Source organism: Pseudarthrobacter sp. AL07 (assembly GCF_029960665.1).
Lineage (GTDB): Bacteria > Actinomycetota > Actinomycetes > Actinomycetales > Micrococcaceae > Arthrobacter.
The window spans coordinates 364,914-385,005 of the sequence record NZ_JASBRB010000001.1; the positions used below are offsets into that span (position 1 = coordinate 364,914).

Annotated in this window: 18 protein-coding genes and 2 tRNA genes; 17 read left to right on the forward strand and 3 right to left on the reverse strand. The window is 66.1% G+C overall.

Annotation, left to right across the window (positions count from 1 at the left end; translation table 11 throughout):
- The first annotated feature begins 27 nt into the window (after nucleotides 1-27).
- The 10 genes from QK290_RS01675 to QK290_RS01720 all read left to right on the forward strand — a co-directional run bounded on the left by QK290_RS01675 (nucleotide 28) and on the right by QK290_RS01720 (nucleotide 10,382).
- Nucleotides 28-1,080, forward strand: coding sequence for a 3-isopropylmalate dehydrogenase (locus QK290_RS01675; RefSeq protein WP_282329013.1), 1,053 nt, complete (start codon nucleotides 28-30; stop codon nucleotides 1,078-1,080).
- A 112-nt stretch (nucleotides 1,081-1,192) separates the two neighbouring features.
- Complete coding sequence (locus tag QK290_RS01680) at nucleotides 1,193-2,305, forward strand: branched-chain amino acid aminotransferase (protein WP_282329014.1); 1,113 nt, start codon at nucleotides 1,193-1,195, stop codon at nucleotides 2,303-2,305.
- Between the two features lie 192 nt (nucleotides 2,306-2,497).
- Nucleotides 2,498-3,295: an MBL fold metallo-hydrolase gene (locus tag QK290_RS01685; RefSeq protein WP_282329015.1), complete on the forward strand. Its 798-nt coding sequence runs from the start codon at nucleotides 2,498-2,500 to the stop codon at nucleotides 3,293-3,295.
- Nucleotides 3,296-3,351: 56 nt separating this feature from the next.
- Nucleotides 3,352-4,128, forward strand: a complete 777-nt coding sequence (locus QK290_RS01690; RefSeq protein ID WP_282329016.1) for a fumarylacetoacetate hydrolase family protein — start codon at nucleotides 3,352-3,354, stop codon at nucleotides 4,126-4,128.
- A 20-nt stretch (nucleotides 4,129-4,148) separates the two neighbouring features.
- A complete protein-coding gene (gene gltX, locus QK290_RS01695; protein ID WP_282329017.1) occupies nucleotides 4,149-5,663 on the forward strand; it encodes a glutamate--tRNA ligase in 1,515 nt (504 codons plus the stop codon).
- Entirely contained in the window at nucleotides 5,663-6,400 is a 738-nt protein-coding gene (locus QK290_RS01700; RefSeq protein ID WP_282329018.1) for an HAD family hydrolase, read from the forward strand. The genes gltX and QK290_RS01700 overlap by 1 nt, the downstream gene beginning before the upstream one ends.
- A 148-nt stretch (nucleotides 6,401-6,548) precedes the next feature.
- Nucleotides 6,549-6,620: transfer RNA gene (locus tag QK290_RS01705), tRNA-Gln, on the forward strand.
- A gap of 143 nt (nucleotides 6,621-6,763) precedes the next feature.
- A tRNA-Glu gene (locus QK290_RS01710) sits at nucleotides 6,764-6,839 on the forward strand.
- A 214-nt stretch (nucleotides 6,840-7,053) separates the two neighbouring features.
- Nucleotides 7,054-8,769, forward strand: coding sequence for a dynamin family protein (locus QK290_RS01715; RefSeq protein ID WP_282329019.1), 1,716 nt, complete (start codon nucleotides 7,054-7,056; stop codon nucleotides 8,767-8,769).
- Nucleotides 8,766-10,382: a GTPase gene (locus QK290_RS01720; protein WP_282329020.1), complete on the forward strand. Its 1,617-nt coding sequence runs from the start codon at nucleotides 8,766-8,768 to the stop codon at nucleotides 10,380-10,382. Before QK290_RS01715 ends, QK290_RS01720 begins: the two co-directional genes overlap by 4 nt.
- A gap of 5 nt (nucleotides 10,383-10,387) precedes the next feature.
- Here the strand turns inward: QK290_RS01720 and QK290_RS01725 are convergent, their stop codons facing one another.
- Together QK290_RS01725 and QK290_RS01730 are read right to left on the reverse strand one after the other, a co-directional pair.
- Nucleotides 10,388-10,927: a DUF1697 domain-containing protein gene (locus QK290_RS01725; RefSeq protein ID WP_282329021.1), complete on the reverse strand. Its 540-nt coding sequence runs from the start codon at nucleotides 10,925-10,927 to the stop codon at nucleotides 10,388-10,390.
- Nucleotides 10,928-10,971: 44 nt separating this feature from the next.
- Nucleotides 10,972-11,691, reverse strand: a complete 720-nt coding sequence (locus tag QK290_RS01730) for an IclR family transcriptional regulator (protein ID WP_104061235.1) — start codon at nucleotides 11,689-11,691, stop codon at nucleotides 10,972-10,974.
- Nucleotides 11,692-11,804: 113 nt separating this feature from the next.
- On the opposite strand from QK290_RS01730, the gene leuC reads away from it, so the two are divergent.
- From leuC to QK290_RS01760, 6 genes are all read left to right on the forward strand, one after another.
- Nucleotides 11,805-13,259, forward strand: coding sequence for a 3-isopropylmalate dehydratase large subunit (gene leuC, locus QK290_RS01735; RefSeq protein ID WP_282329022.1), 1,455 nt, complete (start codon nucleotides 11,805-11,807; stop codon nucleotides 13,257-13,259).
- 9 nt (nucleotides 13,260-13,268) lie between these two features.
- Nucleotides 13,269-13,871 carry a 3-isopropylmalate dehydratase small subunit gene (gene leuD, locus QK290_RS01740; RefSeq protein ID WP_282329023.1) on the forward strand — a complete coding sequence of 201 codons (603 nt, stop codon included), beginning with the start codon at nucleotides 13,269-13,271 and terminating at the stop codon, nucleotides 13,869-13,871.
- Nucleotides 13,872-14,086: 215 nt separating this feature from the next.
- Nucleotides 14,087-15,412: a UDP-N-acetylglucosamine 1-carboxyvinyltransferase gene (gene murA / locus QK290_RS01745; protein WP_282329024.1), complete on the forward strand. Its 1,326-nt coding sequence runs from the start codon at nucleotides 14,087-14,089 to the stop codon at nucleotides 15,410-15,412.
- 10 nt (nucleotides 15,413-15,422) lie between these two features.
- Complete coding sequence (locus tag QK290_RS01750) at nucleotides 15,423-16,190, forward strand: lysophospholipid acyltransferase family protein (RefSeq protein ID WP_282329025.1); 768 nt, start codon at nucleotides 15,423-15,425, stop codon at nucleotides 16,188-16,190.
- A complete protein-coding gene (locus QK290_RS01755) occupies nucleotides 16,190-17,239 on the forward strand; it encodes an NAD(P)H-dependent glycerol-3-phosphate dehydrogenase (protein ID WP_282329026.1) in 1,050 nt (349 codons plus the stop codon). The genes QK290_RS01750 and QK290_RS01755 overlap by 1 nt, the downstream gene beginning before the upstream one ends.
- A gap of 2 nt (nucleotides 17,240-17,241) precedes the next feature.
- Nucleotides 17,242-18,390 carry a D-alanine--D-alanine ligase family protein gene (locus QK290_RS01760; protein ID WP_282329027.1) on the forward strand — a complete coding sequence of 383 codons (1,149 nt, stop codon included), beginning with the start codon at nucleotides 17,242-17,244 and terminating at the stop codon, nucleotides 18,388-18,390.
- A 31-nt stretch (nucleotides 18,391-18,421) separates the two neighbouring features.
- Here the strand turns inward: QK290_RS01760 and QK290_RS01765 are convergent, their stop codons facing one another.
- Nucleotides 18,422-18,925, reverse strand: coding sequence for a DUF3515 domain-containing protein (locus QK290_RS01765; protein WP_282329028.1), 504 nt, complete (start codon nucleotides 18,923-18,925; stop codon nucleotides 18,422-18,424).
- A 121-nt stretch (nucleotides 18,926-19,046) separates the two neighbouring features.
- Between QK290_RS01765 and thiL the strand changes: the two genes are divergently transcribed.
- Nucleotides 19,047-20,087, forward strand: coding sequence for a thiamine-phosphate kinase (thiL, locus tag QK290_RS01770; protein WP_282329029.1), 1,041 nt, complete (start codon nucleotides 19,047-19,049; stop codon nucleotides 20,085-20,087).
- Nucleotides 20,088-20,092: the final 5 nt, after the last annotated feature.

The window sequence follows — 20,092 nt, forward strand, 5'->3', positions numbered from 1 at the left end:
TGCGGATGACCTTAATATTCTTGGAGCATGAGCGCATCCACGATCAATCTCGCTGTCATTCCCGGTGACGGCATTGGCCCAGAGGTCATTGCCGAGGCACTGAAAGTCCTCGAAAAGGCTGTCGCCGCTGAAGGCGTTGTCCTCAAGCAGACCCATTACAAGCTCGGCGCCGAGCACTGGCTGGCCACGGGCGAGACCCTTCCTGATGAAGTCCTTGCCGATCTGCGCACGCGGGACGCGATCCTCTTCGGTGCGGTCGGAGCCGCACCCGGCGACACCCGGATTCCGTCCGGCATCATCGAGCGGGAGATGCTGCTCAAGCTCCGCTTCAGCCTGGACCACTACGTCAACCTGCGGCCGTCGCGGCTATACGGAACGGTAGGCAGCCCGCTGGCGAATCCCGGCATCATCGATTTTATCGTCGTCCGCGAGGGAACCGAGGGGCCCTACGTGGGGAACGGTGGCTCCCTTCGCACCGGCACGCCCCACGAGGTGGCCACCGAGGTTTCACTGAACACGGCCTATGGCGTTGAGCGTGTTGTCCGTGACGCCTTCCGCCGCGCCAGTGCCCGCGAACGCAGGCATGTGACCCTGGTGCACAAGCACAACGTCCTGGTGTACGCAGGCCACCTGTGGAAACGCACCGTCGAGGCGGTGGCCCAGGAATTCCCCGAGGTCACCCACGATTACCTGCACGTCGATGCGGCCACCATCTTTATGGTCACCAACCCGTCCCGCTTCGATGTCATTGTCACCGACAACCTGTTCGGCGACATCCTGACTGACCTTGCTGCAGCCATCACCGGCGGCATCGGCCTGGCGGCGTCCGGCAACATCAACATGGACCGTACTGCTCCGTCCATGTTTGAACCGGTCCACGGCTCGGCCCCGGATATCGCCGGCCAGCAGAAGGCCGATCCCACCGCGGCCATCCTGTCCGCAGTGCTCCTGCTGGACCACCTCGGCTACACCGCCGCGGCCCGCAGGATTGAAGCTGCGGTGATCGCCGACGTCGAAACCCGCGACGGCGGCGCCCGCAGTACCAGCGCCGTGGGGGATGCCATCGCTGCAGCGCTCTAGACCGTGCTCATGAGACTCGGTTAACCGGCGTAAGCTAGTTTCGAATCACCAAATGCTGCCCTGCGGTTCAGTGCTGAACCACATTCAGAAGGCAGCCGATCGTGGAGGAACCATGACTCAGACCGCCCATGGCGTCGAATTTAACCAGCAGCTCTCGGCAACCCCGAAGTCAGCTGAAGAGCGTGCAGCCATCCTGGCGAACCCGGGATTTGGCAACTACTTCACCGACCACACCGCCGTCGTCGACTACAGCGTCAACGAGCAAGGCGAAGGTGGCTGGCACACAGCACGCGTTGAGGCGTACGGACCCATCTCCCTGGACCCGTCCGCCGCGGTGCTGCACTACGGCCAGGAGATCTTCGAAGGCCTCAAGGCATACCGCCACGCTGACGGCTCAATCTGGACCTTCCGCCCGGAGGCGAATGCGGCCCGCCTGAACAAGTCGGCCCGACGCCTGGCGCTGCCGGAACTGCCGGAGGAATACTTCCTGGGCGCCATCCGGGAACTTGTGCAGGCGGACAAGGAATGGGTTCCCGCCGGTGAGGGTGAGGCCCTGTACCTGCGCCCGTTCATGATCGCCACGGAGGCGTTCCTTGGTGTCCGGGCAGCGCGTGAGGTGTCCTTCCGGGTGATCGCATCGCCCGCCGGCAACTACTTCGGCGGCGAGCTCAAGCCCGTGTCCATCTGGATCTCACGCGAGTACGCCCGCGCAGGCCGCGGCGGCACCGGTGCGGCCAAGTGCGGCGGCAACTACGCCGCCTCCCTGATCGCGCAGCAGGAAGCCGAAGCCAACGGCTGCAAGCAGGTGCTGTTCCTGGACCACTTCAACGATGACGCCGTGGAAGAGCTCGGCGGCATGAACGTATTCTTCGTGATGAAGGACGGCTCACTGGTCACTCCGGCGTTGAGCGGCACCATCCTGGAAGGCGTGACCCGCATGTCCGTCATGCAGGTGGCCAAGGACATGGGCCGTGAAGTGACGGAGCGCAAGATCACCCTTGATGAATGGCGCGACGGCGTGGCCTCCGGCGAGATCACCGAGGTCTTTGCCTGCGGTACCGCAGCGGTGATCACGCCGATCGGGGTCCTGAAGGACACCACCGAATTCATCGGCTCCGCGGACGCGGCGGCGGGGGAAACCACCATGGCCATCCGCGAACAGCTCCTGGGCATCCAGACCGGAACCGCGCCGGATACCCACGGCTGGCTGACACGCCTGGCCTGACCTCCACAACCCTGGCCACTACAACGCTGACCACTACAACGCGGGGTCACTTAGCGCCCATTAACCGCATCGGGACGGGCGCTAAGTGACCCCGCGTTGTCCTTTAACTGCGGGCAGGTCCGTCCCAGTCGTTGGGCTCACCAGCCCTGGGGGTGCGGTTATTCCTCGCCGGCCGGATGCGAAGATGGTGCAGTGAACTCCACTTCGAGCGGCTCCCTCCACACCTGCAGCCCGCTTACGGCTTTCATCCTGGCGCCCAACCCCGGGCCTATGAGCCTGGACGGCACCAATTCGTACGTCATCTCTGCCCCCGGGTCCGGCGCATCTGTGGTGGTGGATCCGGGCCCTGCGGACGAAGGTCACCTGCGTCGCCTCGCGGACGCAGGCCCCGTGGAACTCATTCTGGTCACGCACCGGCATGCCGACCACACCGCGGGCTCCCTGCGGCTCCATGAGCTCACCGGAGCCCCGGTCCGCGCCGCCGATCCCCGGTACTGCCACGGCGGCGGCGAACCCCTTCAGGACGGTGAAACCATCCAGGCGGCTGGAGTGACGGTCCAGGTCCTGGCCACGCCGGGCCATACCTCCGATTCAGTCTGCTTCCATCTTCCCCACGACGGCCCCCACGGTTCAGTACTGACCGGCGACACTATCCTGGGCAGGGGCACCACCATGCTGGACTACCCGGACGGCAGGCTGGGGGACTACCTCAGGTCCCTGGACCGGCTCGAAGCCCTTGGTCAGGCCGCCCTCCTGCCGGCCCACGGCCCGGTGCTGCCCTCCCTGGAGGCCATCACCCGCGCCTACCGCGAGCACCGGCAGGAGCGGCTGGCGCAGATCCGCGCAGCGCTGGCCCGGCTGGGCGGGGACGCCACGGTGGCGGACGTGGCAGACGCCGTGTACGCCGACGTCGACCCTTCCGTCCGGCGGGCGGCCGAAATGTCGGTTGCCGCGCAACTCGATTACCTCCGCCGGCTGCCCGGCACCTGACCACAGGACCTGACGCAAAGCCAGGTGCCGCCGCTCAGGACGGTAGGCTGGAGACCATGCGTATTGCCAGGTTTGTAGTCGATTCTGATCCCCTCTACGGCGTTGTTGAAGGTGAGCCCGGCAGTGAGGAAATCACTGTCATCAACGGCGACCCCTTCTTCAACGGGGTGGAGCGCACCCACGTCAAGCACAAGCTCGAAGACGTCCGGCTCCTGGCGCCGATCATTCCCCGCAGCAAGGTGATCGGCGTGGGCCGCAACTTCGCCGAGCACGCCGCCGAACTGGGCAACGAAGTCCCGCAGCATCCGCTGCTGTTCCTGAAGCCGAACACCTCCGTCATCGGCCCCGGCGATCCCATTGTGCTGCCGGAATTCTCCGACGAGGTTTCGTTTGAGGCCGAGCTGTGTGTGGTCATCGGCCGGATCTGCAAGGACGTCCCCGAAGACCGGGTCGACGACGTCATCTTCGGCTACACCTGCGGCAACGACCTCACCGCCCGCGATGTCCAGAAAACGGACCTTCAGTGGGCCAGGGCCAAGGGCTTCGACACCTCGGCACCCCTCGGACCCTGGATCGAGACCGAGCTGGACACCGAAGACCTGGCCATCAAGGGCTGGCTCAACGGCGAACTGCGCCAGGACGGCAGCACCAGCCAGATGATCCGCGGCGTCCGCGAAATCGTCTCCATCGTGTCCCGGGCCTTCACCCTGCTCCCCGGCGACGTCATCATGACAGGCACCCCGGCCGGCGTTGACGTTGTAACCGCGGGGGACCGCTATGACGTGGAGATCGAGGGCATCGGCCGCCTGTCCAACCCGGTGGTCCGCCGCTGACGGGTAAAGTTGGAACCACTATGACTACTGCCTCCGCGCTGAACCCTGCCGCCATCCCGTCCGTCACTGCCGAAACCCCGGTCCGGGTGCGGTTCTGCCCGTCACCCACGGGCACCCCGCACGTGGGCCTGATCCGCACGGCGCTGTTCAACTGGGCCTATGCCCGGCACACCAAGGGCACGCTGGTTTTCCGCATCGAGGACACGGACTCCGCGCGGGACAGCGAGGAAAGCTACCATCAGCTGCTGGACGCGCTGAAGTGGTTGGGCATCACGTGGGACGAAGGTGTCGAGGTGGGCGGCCCGCACGAGCCGTACCGCCAGTCCCAGCGCAGCGACATCTACCAGGATGTCATCGCTCGTCTGAAGGCCGGCGGCCACATTTACGAGTCCTACTCCACGCCGGCTGAAATCGAAGCCCGCCACCGTGCGGCGTCCCGTGACCCCAAGCTGGGGTATGACGGGTTTGACCGGCACATCACCGAGGAACAGCTGGCCCAGTACAAGGCCGAAGGCCGCCAGGCCGTGCTGCGCCTGCGGATGCCGGACGAGGACCTCACCTTCAAGGACCTCGTCCGCGGCGAGATCACGTTCAAGGCAGGCTCCGTGCCGGACTTCGCGGTGGTCCGTGCCAACGGCGCGCCGTTGTACACGCTGGTGAACCCGGTGGACGATGCCCTGATGGGAATCACCCACGTGCTGCGCGGCGAAGACCTGCTCAGCTCCACGCCCCGCCAGATCGCCCTGTACCGTGCCCTCTACGCCATCGGCGTGGCCGAGTACATGCCGGAGTTCGGCCACCTTCCCTACGTCATGGGCCAGGGCAACAAGAAGCTCTCCAAGCGCGATCCCGAGTCCAGCCTGTTCCTGCACCGCGAACGCGGCTTTATCCCCGAGGGCCTGCTGAACTACCTGTCCCTGCTGGGCTGGTCGCTGAGCGCCGACGAGGACATCTTCACCGTCAAGCAGCTCGTGGAGCATTTCGATATCCACGATGTGCTGGCGAACCCGGCACGTTTTGACCTGAAGAAGGCAGAGGCCATCAACGGCACGCACGTCCGGCTGCTTGAGGCCGCCGATTTCCGTGCGCGCCTGGTGCCGTACCTCATGGCCGCGGGCCTGGTAGGGGAGATCCTCACCGACCGGGAGGAAGAGATCCTCACCGAGGCCGCACCCCTCGTCCAGGAGCGGATCACCCTGCTGGGGGAGGCCCCGGAGATGCTCGCCTTTTTGTTCAAGGCCGATGACGCGATCGACGTCGCAGAGGACGCCCGCAAGGGCCTGCCGGCCAACCTGACCGAAGTACTTGATTCCGCACTGGCGGCCCTTGAGCCTGTTCAGGACTGGAACCCGGAGGAGATCCAGGCGGCCCTGAAGCAGGCGCTCGTGGAGGACCTCGGGCTGAAGCCGCGGCTGGCCTTCGGTCCTGTGCGCACAGCCGTCTCCGGGCGCCGGATCTCCCCGCCGCTCTTCGAATCCATGGTGATCCTGGGCAAGGACTCGTCCCTGAGCCGGCTCCGCGCCTTCCGCGGCTGATGTCCGCCACCGGCACCACCGCTGACGGAGTTCTGCAGACGCGCTTCGGGACCATCCGGGGCGTCCTGTTCGACATCGACGACACCCTGGTGGACCTCGAATACGCCATGACCACAGCCCTGCGCGAGGTCAGCGAGCACCTCCTGCCCGGTCTGGACCAGACCTCGTGGGAGCGTTTCGGCAGGATCTTCACGCACGAGACCACCCACTATTACGACAGGTACCTGGCGGGGGAGCTGACCTTCAATGACCAGCGCCTCCTGCGGGGGCGCGCCGCTCTGGGGCACTTCGGGGTGGAACTTGCCGAGGGCGAAGAATCGCACGGGTGGCTCTCGGCCTACAGCCGGCTGCAGCCCAGCTATGTGCGGGCCTTCGCGGACGTGCTGCCGCTCCTGGACGTGCTGGACGCGGCCGGCATCCCCTACGGTGCCGTCAGCAACAACGTGCACGACTACCAGCGGGCAAAGCTCGACAGTGCCGGCCTGGAACGCGTCACGCGCCTGGTTGGCACGGACACGGTAGGCGTTGCCAAGCCCGAGCCGGCCATCTACCTCGAAGGAGTCCGGCTGCTGGGGACCGCACCGGAGGAAACCCTCTATGTGGGGGACAACAGGATGCTGGATGCTGAAGGTTCGACGGCGGCGGGCCTGATCGGCGTCTGGCTCAACAGGGTGGGGGAGCCGGCGCCGGATTTCACCGGCCACGAGGTCGGCTCGCTGTCGCAACTGACTTTATGACCGCCGGGCGCGCGTTCGTTGCAGGGCTTCGGCACCCAAGCCGTCAGCGCCGATTTGTGCCAGCCCAAAGTCTCGGGTAAAGTAATTTCTCGTGCTGAGGCGCACGGAGCGCGGCTTGAAGCCCGAAACTCCGGCCCGAAAGTATCATTGGGATATGGTGTAATTGGCAACACTACGGTTTCTGGTACCGTCATTCTAGGTTCGAGTCCTGGTATCCCAGCTCTGTTTGGTCGCAGGCTAACCGCGGCAAATCAGTGGTTTCAGATCGGTTCGCCGATTTGAAACGCGCGCTGAGTGTATGAAATACTCACTTAGCAAACCGGCCTGGCGCCGGTTGGAAGTGAAAACTTCCTGGAAGTACGCGGCCCCATCGTATAGCGGCCTAGTACGCTGCCCTCTCACGGCGGTAACGCGGGTTCGAATCCCGCTGGGGTCACCATGAAACGGTCCCGGGCCTCAGCCCGGGGCCGTTTTTCGTTGTGGACTCCGCTCCGGCGGGAACAGGACAAAACCGGGGCCCGGTGGAAAAGCGGCGCAACTGGCATGATGATCCTGTGACCTCCTCAGACGGGCTTCGTCCCACGCAGCCTTCGCCGCCTAAGCGCGCACCGAGAACGCAGCCGGGCCGGCCCGACGCGGCGTCGGAGCCAGCCGTGGCCTTGCTTGAGGCCGTGCGTGGGGATCTGTCCGCAGTGTCGTTGCCGCTCGCCCTTGCGGACGTCGAACAGGCGCGCCAGGACACGCGGAACGCCGTCGCCCAGCTGGACGACTACATCCTGCCGCGGTACCGCAGCCTGGACGCACCGCTGCTTGCCGTCGTCGGGGGTTCCACGGGCGCCGGCAAGTCAACGCTGGTCAACGCCCTCGTGGGGCACCCGGTCACACGCTCCGGGGCCATCAGACCCACCACCCGGCAGCCCATCCTGCTGCACCACCCGGCTGATGCCGGCTGGTTCGAAGGCCACCGTGTGCTGCCCACGCTCAACCGGATCCGGGGCACCGTCTCGACGGAACCCGTCCCGGCCAGCCGGGCCGGCGCAACACCCGATGCGGAGGCCATTTCCTCCCTGGTGCTGGTGGCGGATCAGGCTGTGCCGCAGGGGATCGCGCTGCTTGACGCTCCCGATGTCGACTCCATTTCCGACGACAACCGCAGGCTGGCCGGTCAATTGCTGGCCGCCGCGGACCTGTGGGTTTTTGTGACCACTGCCAACCGCTATGCGGACGCGGTCCCGTGGAAGCTGCTTTTGGACGCGTCCTCGCGGGACATCATGGTGGCCGTGGTCCTGGACCGTGTGCCGGCCGAGGCGGAAGCCGAAGTCAGCGCCGATCTCCGTGCGTTGCTGCAGAAAGAAGGGCTCGGCGATGCCGGACTGTTCATTGTGCCGGAGACGGACCTGGACCATCTCGGCATGCTGCCAACGAACGCGGTGGAGCCGCTGCAGCGCTGGCTGCAGGATCTTGCAGCCGACGCCGCCGGGCGGTCCGACATTGCCCGCCGTACACTCAACGGCACGGTGAAGGCGCTGGCCGGGCGGGTCGGCACGGTGGCGCACGCGGTCCAGGGGCAGGAGCGGGCCGCGGCCTCACTCCGTGCAGGCGCTGAGGCCGCCTATCGCGATGCCGGAACCCGGATCCTGGACGCAACAAAGGACGGCGCCCTCCTCCGCGGCGAAGTCCTGGCGCGCTGGCAGGACTTCGTCGGAACCGGGGAATTCTTCAGGGCGCTGGAACAGAACATCGGACGGCTGCGGGACCGGGTGGGAGCCTTCTTCCGGGGGGAGCCGACGCCGGCCGTCCGGGTTGAGGCCGCCATCGAAACGGGGTTGCAGGCCGTCATCCTGGACGAGGCCGCCAACGCCGGCGAGGAAACTGACCGGCGGTGGCGCTCGGACCCGGCCGGCCGCGAGCTTCTGGGGACGGCCGATCTGTCCGGCACCAGCCCAGGTTTCGCCGAGGTGGCCGCAGCGGAGATCAGGGCCTGGCAGGCCGGCCTGATGGAACTGATCCGCACGGAAGGGCAGGGCAAGCGGACGCAGGCCCGCTGGCTTTCCTTCGGGATCAACGGGCTGGGTGCCGCACTGATGATCGTGGTGTTTTCCATGACCGCCGGCCTCACCGGGCTGGAGATCGGCGTGGCGGGCGGTACCGCGGTGGTGGGCCAGCGACTTCTGGAGGCAGTGTTCGGCGAAGACGCGGTGCGCCGGCTTGCGCAGACGGCGCGGGATGACCTCCATGCCCGTTGCCAGCGGCTGCTGCAGGCAGAGCAGCAGAAGTTCCTCCAACGCCTGCCGGAGGGCGGCGCGGACACCGGCCGGATCCTGACCGACCACGCCGCTGCCCTGGCCTGGTTGGCGGACAAGGCATGAGCCGCCACCGCGTCTCCCGCGAAGCGTCCCAGCTGGACCGCAGGCTCGAAGCCCTCAACGATGCCCGCGAACTCGCCGAAGGCGTCCTGCCGGATGCGGCACTCGAGGAGGTGTTCCAGCTCCTCGAACGCGCGAGCTCCCGGCGGTCACTATCGGCTGATCACACCGTTGTTGGGTTCTTCGGTGCCACCGGCAGCGGCAAATCGTCACTCTTCAACGCGGTCAGCGGCGCTGAAATCGCGACGGCGGCCGCCCGCCGCCCCACAACGTCGGAACCGTTGGCAGGTGTCTGGGGCGCGGACGGCAGCGAGCCGCTGCTGGATTGGCTTGAGGTGCGCAACCGCCACCATGCCGAGCCCGTGGCCGGCTTCGCCGACGAGGGCACGGGGCTGATCCTGCTGGACCTGCCTGACTTCGATTCCACCAGGGCCGCGAACCGCGCGATCGTGGAGCGCATGGTTGGCCTGGTTGATGTCCTGGTCTGGGTCCTGGATCCGCAAAAGTACGCCGACGCGGCGGTCCACAACGATTTCCTCACGCCCCTGGCCGCGCATGGAGCTGTAACCCTGGTGGTCCTTAACCAGGTGGACCGTTTGCCCGAACGGGACGTCCAGCTTGTGCTGGAGTCGTTGAAAGGGATCCTTGCCCGCGACGGGCTGGACAAGGTTCAGGTGCTGGGCGCATCCGCCCTGAAGGGCACCGGCGTGGATAAGGTCCGGGGCGCCATCCGACATGTTGTGGTGCAGCGCCAGGCGCTTTCGCAGCGGCTGGCCGCGGACGTTTCGCGGGCCTCCGGGCAGCTCCGGGAAGCCGCCGGCGCTGGTGAAGCCGCGGGTGTCAGGCCGGCGTCGAAATCCAGGCTCACCGATGAGCTGGCGACGGCCGCCAACGTGCCCGTGGTGGTGGACGCAGTTGCGCGATCCTACCGCATCGAGTCGACGCGCCGCACGGGGTGGCCGGTGACGCGGTGGCTGGTGCGGTTCCGGCCGGATCCGCTCCGCCGGCTCAATCTGAGAAGTGCTTCCCCGTCCCAACTTAACCGGACGTCGCTCCCGGCCGCGGGAGCCCCGGAACGTGCCCGGACGGATGCTGCTGTCCGTGAGTTTGCGGACGCGGCGAGTGCGGGAGCACCCGGACCGTGGCGTGCGGCAATCCGGGGTGCTGCCCGGGAAGGGCGGGAGGCGTTGCCGGATGCCCTGGACCAGGCCATTGCGGGAACAGATCTGATGGCGTCCCGGAAGTCCTGGTGGTGGGGCGTGTTCAACGTGGTCCAGTGGCTGACGCTGCTGACTGTCCTGGGTGGCCTGGGCTGGCTTGGCGTGCTGGCAGGGCTCGGCTATCTCCAACTGCCCGTCCCCGAGGTTCCGAAGGTGGAAGGCTGGCCGGTGCCGACGCTGATGATTGCCGGCGGCGTGGCGCTGGGGATCTTCCTCGCGCTGACCGGAAAGTTCATTGGGTCAGGTGCTGCGAGGGCGCGTGCAGCCAGGGCCAGGAAACGGCTGAGGACAGCGGTGGGCGAGGTTGCCCGGGACTTGGTGGTGGAGCCTGTGGAAGTCGAGGTCAGCAGGCTCGCGTCCTTCAACGCCGCGCTGAAGGCTGCGGCTGGAAACTAAGGCAGCTACGCCAGGGCGGTTGCGGCGTCGCTGACCTTGATCAGCGTCCGCAGGTTCCGTGTTGTGGTGGTCGCCTTGAATTTTGCCTTGGACGAGATCTTGCTGAAGGGGCTGTCCAGCGTCCCGCCGGCCGGGGCCAGCCAGGCCAGCGCCTCCAGGCCGAGGCGTTTCTGTTCAGTCCCGTCAAGGGCTGCACCGGCTGCGTCCAGCTCATCGAGCATGGCAATGTCTGAGGCCAGCGTGATGTAGGTGTGCGTTGCCTTGTCGTCCGCCGGGTACGGGCAGGCCGCCACGAGTTCGGCGACCCGCTGGGCGGTCAAAACCACCACCCAGGCGTCGTAGCCGAACGCGTCACGCAGGCACTTCTCAAAGGTCCATTTGACGGCAGCAGGATCCTCGTCGCTTGCGAGCACCACGTTGCCGCTGGCCAGCAGGGTCTTGACTTCCGCGAAGCCCCGCGATGCAAGTGCATCCTTGAGGTCCGCCATCTTGATGTTGATCCCGCCGACATTGATCCCGCGGAGGAAGACTGCATAGCTGTTCATGCCGACAGCCTAGCTGTGGGCGGCCACGCCCGGACGGAGGCGGCTCAGTCGTTGCTCTTGCGCAGGGCCTCGGTGAGGAGGCGGGCGGCGTTGCAGACCACCTCGGCGTGGAGGCGGCCCGGCTGGCGGGTGAGCCGCTCGATGGGGCCGGAGATCGAGACGGCGGCGATCACGCGTCCGGACGGTCCCCGGACGGGGGCCGAGACTGAGGCGACCCCGGGCTCGCGTTCGCCGAGGCTCTGTCCCCAGCCCCGCCGTCGTACGCCTGCCAGCACGGTGGGCGTGAAACGGGCGGCCTGCAGGCCCTCGAGAAGCCGGTCGTGGTCTTCCCAGGCGAGCAGCACCTGGGCGGCGGAGCCGGCCTTCATGGAAAGCTTGGTGCCGACGGGGATGGTGTCGCGCAGGCCGATGGGGCGTTCCGCGGAGGCGACGCAAATACGCCATTCGCCCTGGCGGCGGAAGATCTGGGAACTTTCGCCGGTGGCGTCGCGCAGCTGCATCAGGACCGGGCCCGCCGAAGCGATGAGGCGGTCCTCGCCGGCGGCGGAGGCGAGCTCCACCAGGCGGCTGCCGAGGACAAACCGGCCCTGGATATCGCGGCTCACCAGCCGGTGGTGGATCAGGGCCAGGGCAAGCCTGTGCACGGTGGGCCGGGCCAGGCCAGTGGCGGCCACCAGCTGTGCCAGGGTGGTGGGTCCCGCCTCCAAAGCATCAAGCACATGGGCCGCTTTATCAATGACACCGACTCCACTAGAATTGTCCATGTAATGATATTGACGTCTCATTATCTGAGATGCAAATCTTTGGGCTGGCACAAAATGCAGCCCTGCTGGTTCAGTGGAACCAAACAGCCAAACAGCAGTGAAGGGAGATGGCCGTGGCAAAGACACTGGCCGAGAAAGTCTGGGACGCACATGTGGTGCGCAAAGGCGAGGGCGAAGGAGCCAATGCCCAGCCCGACCTCCTCTTCATTGACCTTCACCTTGTCCATGAGGTGACTTCTCCGCAGGCTTTCGAGGGCCTGCGCCTGGCCGGCCGCAAGCTGCGCCGCCCGGATCTCACCATTGCCACGGAGGACCACAACACTCCCACGCTGGACATCCACAAACCCATCGCCGATCTCACCAGCCGCACGCAGATTCAGACGCTGCGCAACAACTGCGCGGAGTTCGGTGTCCGCTTGCACTCGCTCGGCGACGCGGAACAGGGCATTGTGCACGTTGTTGGCCCGCAGCTGGGCCTCACCCAGCCTGGCATGACCGTTGTCTGCGGTGACTCCCACACGTCCACCCATGGCGCGTTCGGTGCCTTGGCGATGGGCATCGGCACGTCCGAGGTGGAGCACGTCATGGCCACCCAGACGCTGTCCCTGAAGCCGTTCAAGACCATGGCCATCAACGTTGAAGGCACCCTGCGCCCGGGCGTCACCGCCAAGGACATCATCCTGGCCGTGATTGCCAAGATCGGTACCGGCGGAGGCCAGGGCTACGTCCTGGAATACCGCGGTTCCGCCATCCGAGCGCTGTCCATGGATGCCCGGATGACCATCTGCAACATGTCCATCGAAGCCGGTGCCCGCGCCGGCCTGGTGGCCCCGGACCAAATCACCTACGACTACATGTTTGGCCGCCCGCATGCGCCACAGGGTTCGGACTGGGATGCCGCCGTCGCGTACTGGAACACGCTAAGGACCGACGACGACGCGGCGTTCGATGTCGAGGTGGACCTGGATGCCGACACGCTGGAGCCGTTTGTCACCTGGGGCACTAACCCGGGCCAAGGCGTTTCGCTGTCTTCCAAGGTGCCGTCCCCGGAGGACTTCGGCGACGAGAACGCCAAGGCTGCCGCCGAACGCGCCCTGCAGTACATGGGACTGACCGCCGGTACACCCATGAAGGAGATCCGGGTGGACACGGTCTTCCTGGGCTCCTGCACCAACTCACGCATGGAGGACCTCCGCGCGGCCGCGGACATCATCCGCGGCCGCCAGAAGGACCCCAACATCCGGATGCTGGTGGTACCCGGTTCGGCGCGCGTGCGGCTCGAAGCAGAGGCAGAAGGCCTGGACAAGGTCTTTAAGGACTTCGGTGCCGAGTGGCGCTTCGCGGGCTGCTCAATGTGCCTGGGCATGAATCCGGACCAGCTGGAGGTGGGGGAGCGCTGCGCCTCGACCTCAAACCGCAACTTTGAAGGGCGTCAGGGCAAGGGCGGCCGCACCCACCTGGTTTCTCCGGTGGTGGCAGCGGCCACGGCCATCCGTGGCACCCTGAGTTCGCCGTCGGACCTCGATCCTGCTCCCGAGTCCGCCGCCATCCGCACCAACGCAGCCTAGGAGGCCGCCATGGAAAAGTTCACCACCCACACCGGCATCGGCGTCCCGCTGCGCCAGAGCAACGTTGATACGGACCAGATCATCCCCGCGGTCTACCTCAAACGGATCACCCGCACCGGCTTCGAGGATGCCCTGTTCTCGGCCTGGCGCAAGGACCCGGCCTTCATCCTGAACCAGGCGCCGTTCAACGCCGGCTCCGTCCTGGTGGCGGGCCCGGATTTCGGCACCGGTTCATCCCGTGAACACGCCGTCTGGGCTCTGAAGGACTACGGCTTCAAGACGGTCCTCTCCTCCCGGTTCGCCGATATTTTCCGCGGCAACTCCGGCAAGCAGGGACTGCTGGCCGCCGAGCTCGCCCAGGACGATGTAGAGCTGATCTGGAAGGAACTGGAAAACGCCCCGGGCACCGAAGTCACCGTCGACCTGCCGTCCAAGACCGTCAGCTGCGGCAGTATCGTGGCACCTTTTGACATCGACGATTACACCCGCTGGCGCCTCCTGGAGGGCCTGGACGATATTGGCCTGACGCTCCAGCACGAAGAGGACATCACCGCCTTCGAGGCCACCCGTCTGGCCTTCATGCCCAAGACCCTTCCAGCCCGCCTTTCCTGAGTACCGCTGGGGCAACGCGGGGTCACTTGCGGCCCATGTCAGGTCCCAGGACGGGCCGTAAATGACCCCGCGTTGCATCTCTCCTGGCGGTGGCGAAGTTGGGAATTCACGACGGCGCTGGGCACGCCGTATTTCGGTTCGGTAACGCAACCTCCTATGCTTAGCTGGAGCCTTTGCAAGGATTTTGGGGCGAGTAATCGTAAGGAAACCGGTATATGAGTAGTGTTCTGACAATCCGCGGCGGAGTCCCGCTAACAGGCCGCGTCAGCGTCCGGGGGGCCAAAAACCTTGTTCCCAAGGCAATGGTGGCAGCATTGCTGGGCAACGAGCCGTCGGTGTTGCGGAACGTTCCGGAGATCAAGGACGTCGAGGTTGTCACCTCTCTCCTGCAGCTGCACGGAGTGACGGTGGTCAAGGATCCCGTCAATGGCGATCTCACCCTGGATCCGAAAGCGGCAAAAACCGCCCCGAGCACTGCCATCGATGCCCACGCCGGTGACTCACGGATCCCCATCCTGCTCTGCGGACCCCTGATCCATGCGATCGGTGAGGCCTTCATTCCGGACCTTGGCGGCTGCAAGATCGGTGACCGGCCCATCGACTACCACCTCAACGTGCTCCGCCAGTTCGGCGCCGTGGTGGAAAAGCGCCCGGGCGGCATCCACATCTCTGCGCCCAAGGGCCTGCACGGCGCCAAGATCAATCTGCCGTATCCGTCGGTCGGCGCCACGGAACAGGTGCTGCTCAGCGCCACCCGCGCCGAAGGGATCACCGAGCTTTCCGGCGCCGCCACCGAGCCTGAGATCATCGACCTCATTGCCGTGCTGCAGAAGATGGGCGCCATCATCAGCGTCCAGACCGACCGGACCATCCGCATTGAAGGCGTCCGTGACCTGGGCGGCTATAACCACCGCGCCCTTTCGGACCGCAACGAATCGGCGTCGTGGGCCTCCGCGGCGCTGGTGACCCGCGGTGACATTTTCGTTGAAGGCGCCTCGCAGCGGGACATGATGACGTTCCTGAACACCTACCGGAAGGTGGGCGGCGGCATGGACATCGGCGAGGACGGCATCCGCTTCTACCACCGGGGCGGCAAGCTCAACCCGCTGGTCCTGGAAACCGACGTGCACCCCGGCTTTATGACCGACTGGCAGCAGCCGCTCGTGGTGGCGCTGACCCAGGCCGAAGGCGTATCAATCGTCCACGAAACCGTCTACGAAAACAGGTTTGGCTTCACCGATGCGCTCATCCGGATGGGCGCCAGCATCCAGGTGCACCGCGAGTGCCTGGGAAGTGTGCCGTGCCGCTTCGGCCAGCGCAACTTCCTCCACTCCGCCGTCATCTCCGGCCCCACCCAGCTCAAGGGCACCGACATCGACGTACCGGACCTGCGCGGCGGCTTCAGCCACCTGATCGCGGCGCTGGCCGCTTCCGGCACGTCGCGCGTGACCGGGATCGACATCATCAACCGCGGTTACGAACGTTTCACCGAAAAGCTGTCCGGCCTCGGCGCCGACTTCGACATCACTTCGACAAAGTAGCGGTGGGTACGTGAAGGAAACAGCCAAGAGCCAGGCCACATTCGTTGTGGTCGCAGCCATCGTGCGCACGGTGCTGAATGCAATGATGAACAAGAAGTGGGAAGGCCTGGAGAACCTCCCTGCCGGCGGATTTATTGCCGCGCCCAACCACTGTACGGAAATCGATCCGCTGATCGTGGGGCATATTCTCTACAACCAGAAGCGCGCCCCGCACTTCCTGGCCAAGGCCGGACTGTTCAAGGTTCCCGTCCTGGGCGCGGTCCTGCGTGCCACCCGGCAAATCCCGGTGGAACGCTCGACGGCGGGAGCGAACCGCTCGCTGCAGCTCGCCCAGGAGATTGTGGCGGACGGCGGGGCCATCATCATCTACCCCGAAGGCACACTCACCCGCGATCCCGGGCTGTGGCCGATGAAAGGCCACACCGGCGCTGCCCGCCTTGCCTTGGAAGGCGGCATTCCCGTGGTGCCGATCGCGCACTGGGGCGCCCATGAGGTGTTCCCGCGCTATGCGAAGCGGTTCCACCTTTTCCCGCGCAAGACGTCCAGGGTGATGGTGGGCAAGCCCGTTGACCTCAGCCAGTTCATGGGCCTGCCACTGGACAAAGCAACGCTGACCGCGGCTACCGAGAAGATCATGGATGCCGTGACCGGTCTGCTGGCCGACATCCGCGGGGAGGAGCCTCCCGCTGAACGCTGGGACCCGTCCAAGCACAAACAGGCCACGCACGGCCGCTTCGTTGAGCCGGGAAATCCTGACGACGCTGCGGATGCCACCTGATGCCTGACGGAAGCCGTCAGGGTTCGGCCCGGTCTGTCGCCGTCCTGGGCGCCGGTTCCTGGGGGACCACATTCGCCAAGATCCTCGCCGACGCGGCCGGCGCAGCGGGGGAAGAACGTAGCATCCGGATTTGGGGCCGCCGCAGCGAAGTGGTGGAGCAGATCAACACCTCCCACCGCAACGTCCAGTACCTGAAGGACACCGAACTGCCGCCCGGCATCGCGGCGTCCACAGACGTCCGTGCCGTGCTGGCGGGCGCAGACCTGGTGGTCCTTGCTGTTCCGGCCCAGTCACTGCGCCTCCAGCTACGTGAATGGAAGCCACTGATTGCTTCTGACGCCATGGTGGTGTCACTGATGAAGGGCCTCGAGCTCGGCACCGACGCTCGGATGAGCGAGGTCATCAGCGATGAACTGGGGATTCCCGCGGAACGCATCGCCGTGGTTTCCGGCCCCAACCTGGCCATGGAGATCGCCCGTGAGGAACCCACGGCCTCGGTGGTGGCCTGTATCGACGCGGCCGCCGCAGGCTGGATCGCGAGGAGCTGCACAGCGCCATACTTCCGTCCATACACCACGGCGGACGTGGTCGGCGTGGAAATCGGCGGAATCGTCAAGAACGTTATCGCGCTGGCGGTGGGCATCTGTGAAGGTAAACAGATGGGGGACAACACCAAGGCCTCCGTGATCACCCGGGGCTTGGCCGAAACGTCAAGGCTCGCCCTTGCCCTTGGTGGCGAGGCACAGACCATGGCAGGGCTGGCCGGTCTGGGGGACCTGGTGGCAACGTGTTCCTCGCCGCTGTCACGAAACCATACGGCCGGCCGGCTGCTCGGCCAGGGACTGACGCTGGAGCAGTTGGCGCAGCAGATGACACAAACAGCCGAAGGCATCAAATCCGGCCAGGCTGTGCATGAACTTGCGGGGAAACTGGGCGTCGAAATGCCCATCACTGCCGCCGTCGTAGCCGTCCTGGCCGGCAAACTGTCCGTTGACCAACTGGGGCCGCTGCTGCTGGCCCGGGACCTGAAACCCGAAGGCGATTACTGACGATGTCCGACGATAACCTAACCGCAGCGGACTCCGCCCCCCGGGCCAAACCCCGCGTCGCGGTCCTTTTCGGTGGCCGGTCCAGCGAGCATGCCGTGAGCTGCGTGACCGCCGCCGGCGTGCTGGGCGCCATCAGCAAAGACAAGTACGAAGTCATCCCCCTCGGCATCGCCAAATCGGGGCAGTGGGTGCTGGCCTCGGGGGATACCACCCAGTGGTCGCTGTCCGCGTCGTCGCTGCCGGAGGTAGCTCCGTCAGCACAAACCGTGACACTGGCCGAGATCGGCGGCGAGCACCAGCTGATCGTCGCCTCGCCGAACCAGGTCCCGCAGGAACTCGGCACGGTGGACGTTGTGTTTCCCCTTCTCCATGGTCCCTTTGGCGAGGACGGCACCATCCAGGGGCTCTTGGAACTGTCCGACACCCGCTACGTCGGCGCCGGCGTGCTGGCGTCGGCTGTAGGCATGGACAAGCACTATATGAAGGTTGTGTTCGAGGCCGCCGGGCTGCACGTGGGGCCGTACATTGCCGTCACGGACCGGCAGTGGGTAAAAGACGCCGAGGCCGTCCGCAAACGGGTGGACCAACTCGGCTTTCCCGTGTTCGTCAAGCCGGCGCGGGCGGGTTCGTCCATGGGGATCTCCAAAGTGGACTCGCTTGAAGAACTCGACGCCGCCGTCGAGGAGGCCCGACGTCACGACCTCAAGCTGGTCATCGAGGCTGGCATCGTAGGACGTGAGATTGAGTGTGCCGTCCTGGAAGGACGCGGGACCGATTCCCCCCGTACGTCCATGCCCGGCGAAATTTCCGTCGCCGCCGGAACGCACGAATTCTACGATTTCAACGCCAAGTATGTTGAAGACGACGCCGCCTCGCTGAGCTGCCCCGCCGACATTCCCGAGGAAGCCATCGTGCGCGTCCGGGAACTCGCGGCAGCTGCCTTTGACGCGGTGGGGGCCGAGGGCCTGAGCCGCGTGGACTTTTTCTATACGCCCGACGGTGACCTGATCATCAACGAGATCAACACCATGCCCGGGTTTACGCCCAAGAGCATGTACCCGCAGATGTGGGCAGCGTCAGGCCTGGACTATGCGGCCCTGATTGATGAGCTCATCTACCTGGCGCTGCACCGGAAGACCGGCCTGCGGTAGTCGGTGGTCCGGTGGTCGAGCCTGTCGAGACCTATTTGCTGGACGGCAGGTTCTGCAGATCTTCCTGGCCCACGCAGTTCCGGCTGGCCGGGACCTTTCCGGCTGAGGCGGAAAGATCCGCCAGGACGGTCGCGGAGCTGATCTTGTCCGGATCCATCAGGATTTCCGTGGCGGGTTCGCGGCCGAAGGTAGTCAGCGTCCACACCGGATCGCCTTCCTTGATGACCCAGTCGATGCCGTTGACACTCACGCACCGGTCCGTCGTCGGCCCCGGAATGTTGACGCCGCAGCGCAGGATCACCTGGGACGGGTCACCCCAGGCGGCAGTGGCCTGGCTGTTGGTTTTCCGCAGGGCAGCGTCACCGATGGCGTCCGGGAGGGCCACCATCATCGGAGCGCAGGCCGGGTTCGCCGCATCGCCGGCGGCGGTGACATCCACGGTCGGGGCGCAGGCGGACAGAAGAGCTCCTGCGAAGGACGCAGTCAGCAGGATTCCGGACACGCGGAGAGGCAGGGAAAAACGGGGATTGCGCATGCATCCAGCCTATCGTCGCTGCCGTGTGCTGCGGACGCTCAATGGACCGTGCGGCCCTTTAGAGCACCTGACCAGCGACGGGCTGATCAACAATGTCGGTGCCGCGCTGTAGCGTAGGGGCGTGCCTGAAATCCCGTTGACTGAAGAAACGCTGACTGTCGCCGCGCTGTCCGAAACCGAATTGCTGGCCCGGATCTTCCCGCGGCTGGAAATGGGTGGAAATCACGGTTCGGCAACCCTGCTTGGCCCTGGAGACGATGCCGCCATTGTCGCCGCTCCGGACGGCCGGACCCTGATCTCCATCGACACCCAGACCCAGGACCAGGACTTCCGCCTCGAGTGGAACAACGGCTACCGGACCACTGGGTACGACGTCGGCTGGAAGTCCGCCGCGCAGAATCTCAGCGATATCAACGCCATGGGCGGCCGGGCCACGTCGCTGGTGGTCAGCCTGACCATGCCGCCGGGCACTCCCGTCGAGTGGGTTGAACGCTTCGCCGACGGGCTGACCGCTGGCATCATCGGGCTCGGCGCTGCTGACTGTTCCGTTGCCGGCGGAGATCTGGGGCGCGGGCGGGAGATAGCGGTGACGGTGGCCATCGTCGGGACCCTGGGCGGACTGCCGCCGGTGCTGCGTTCGGGCTCCAACCCCGGGGACACTCTTGCCCTGGCAGGAACCGTCGGGCGGGCCGCGGCAGGCCTCGCCCTCCTTGAGAGCGCCGTCCCGGCGGACACGCTCACCGCAGAGCAGCGGCGGCTCATGGACAGCCAGAGCAGGCCAATGCCGCCCCTCGCGGCCGGGCCGTCGGCAGCGCGGGCCGGTGCCACCGCCATGCTGGACGTCTCTGACGGCCTGGTGCGCGACGGCGGCCGCCTCGCCGCCGCTAGCGGCGTGGTTCTTGACCTTGACCCCGCAGCACTGAAACCTCTCGCGGAAGCACTGCGTCCGGCGTCGGACCTTCTCGGAGCTGACCCCATGGCCTGGGTACTTGGCGGGGGAGAGGACCATGGGCTGCTGGCCTCGTTCCCTGCCGGCGTTCAGCTGCCTGCCGGATTCACTGCGATAGGCTCAGTACAAGCCCCGGGAAGCTCCACACCACCGGGCGTCACGATTGCGGGCCACGCCGTTGGCACCGGGGGATGGGATCACTTTGCAGACTAAGGTTG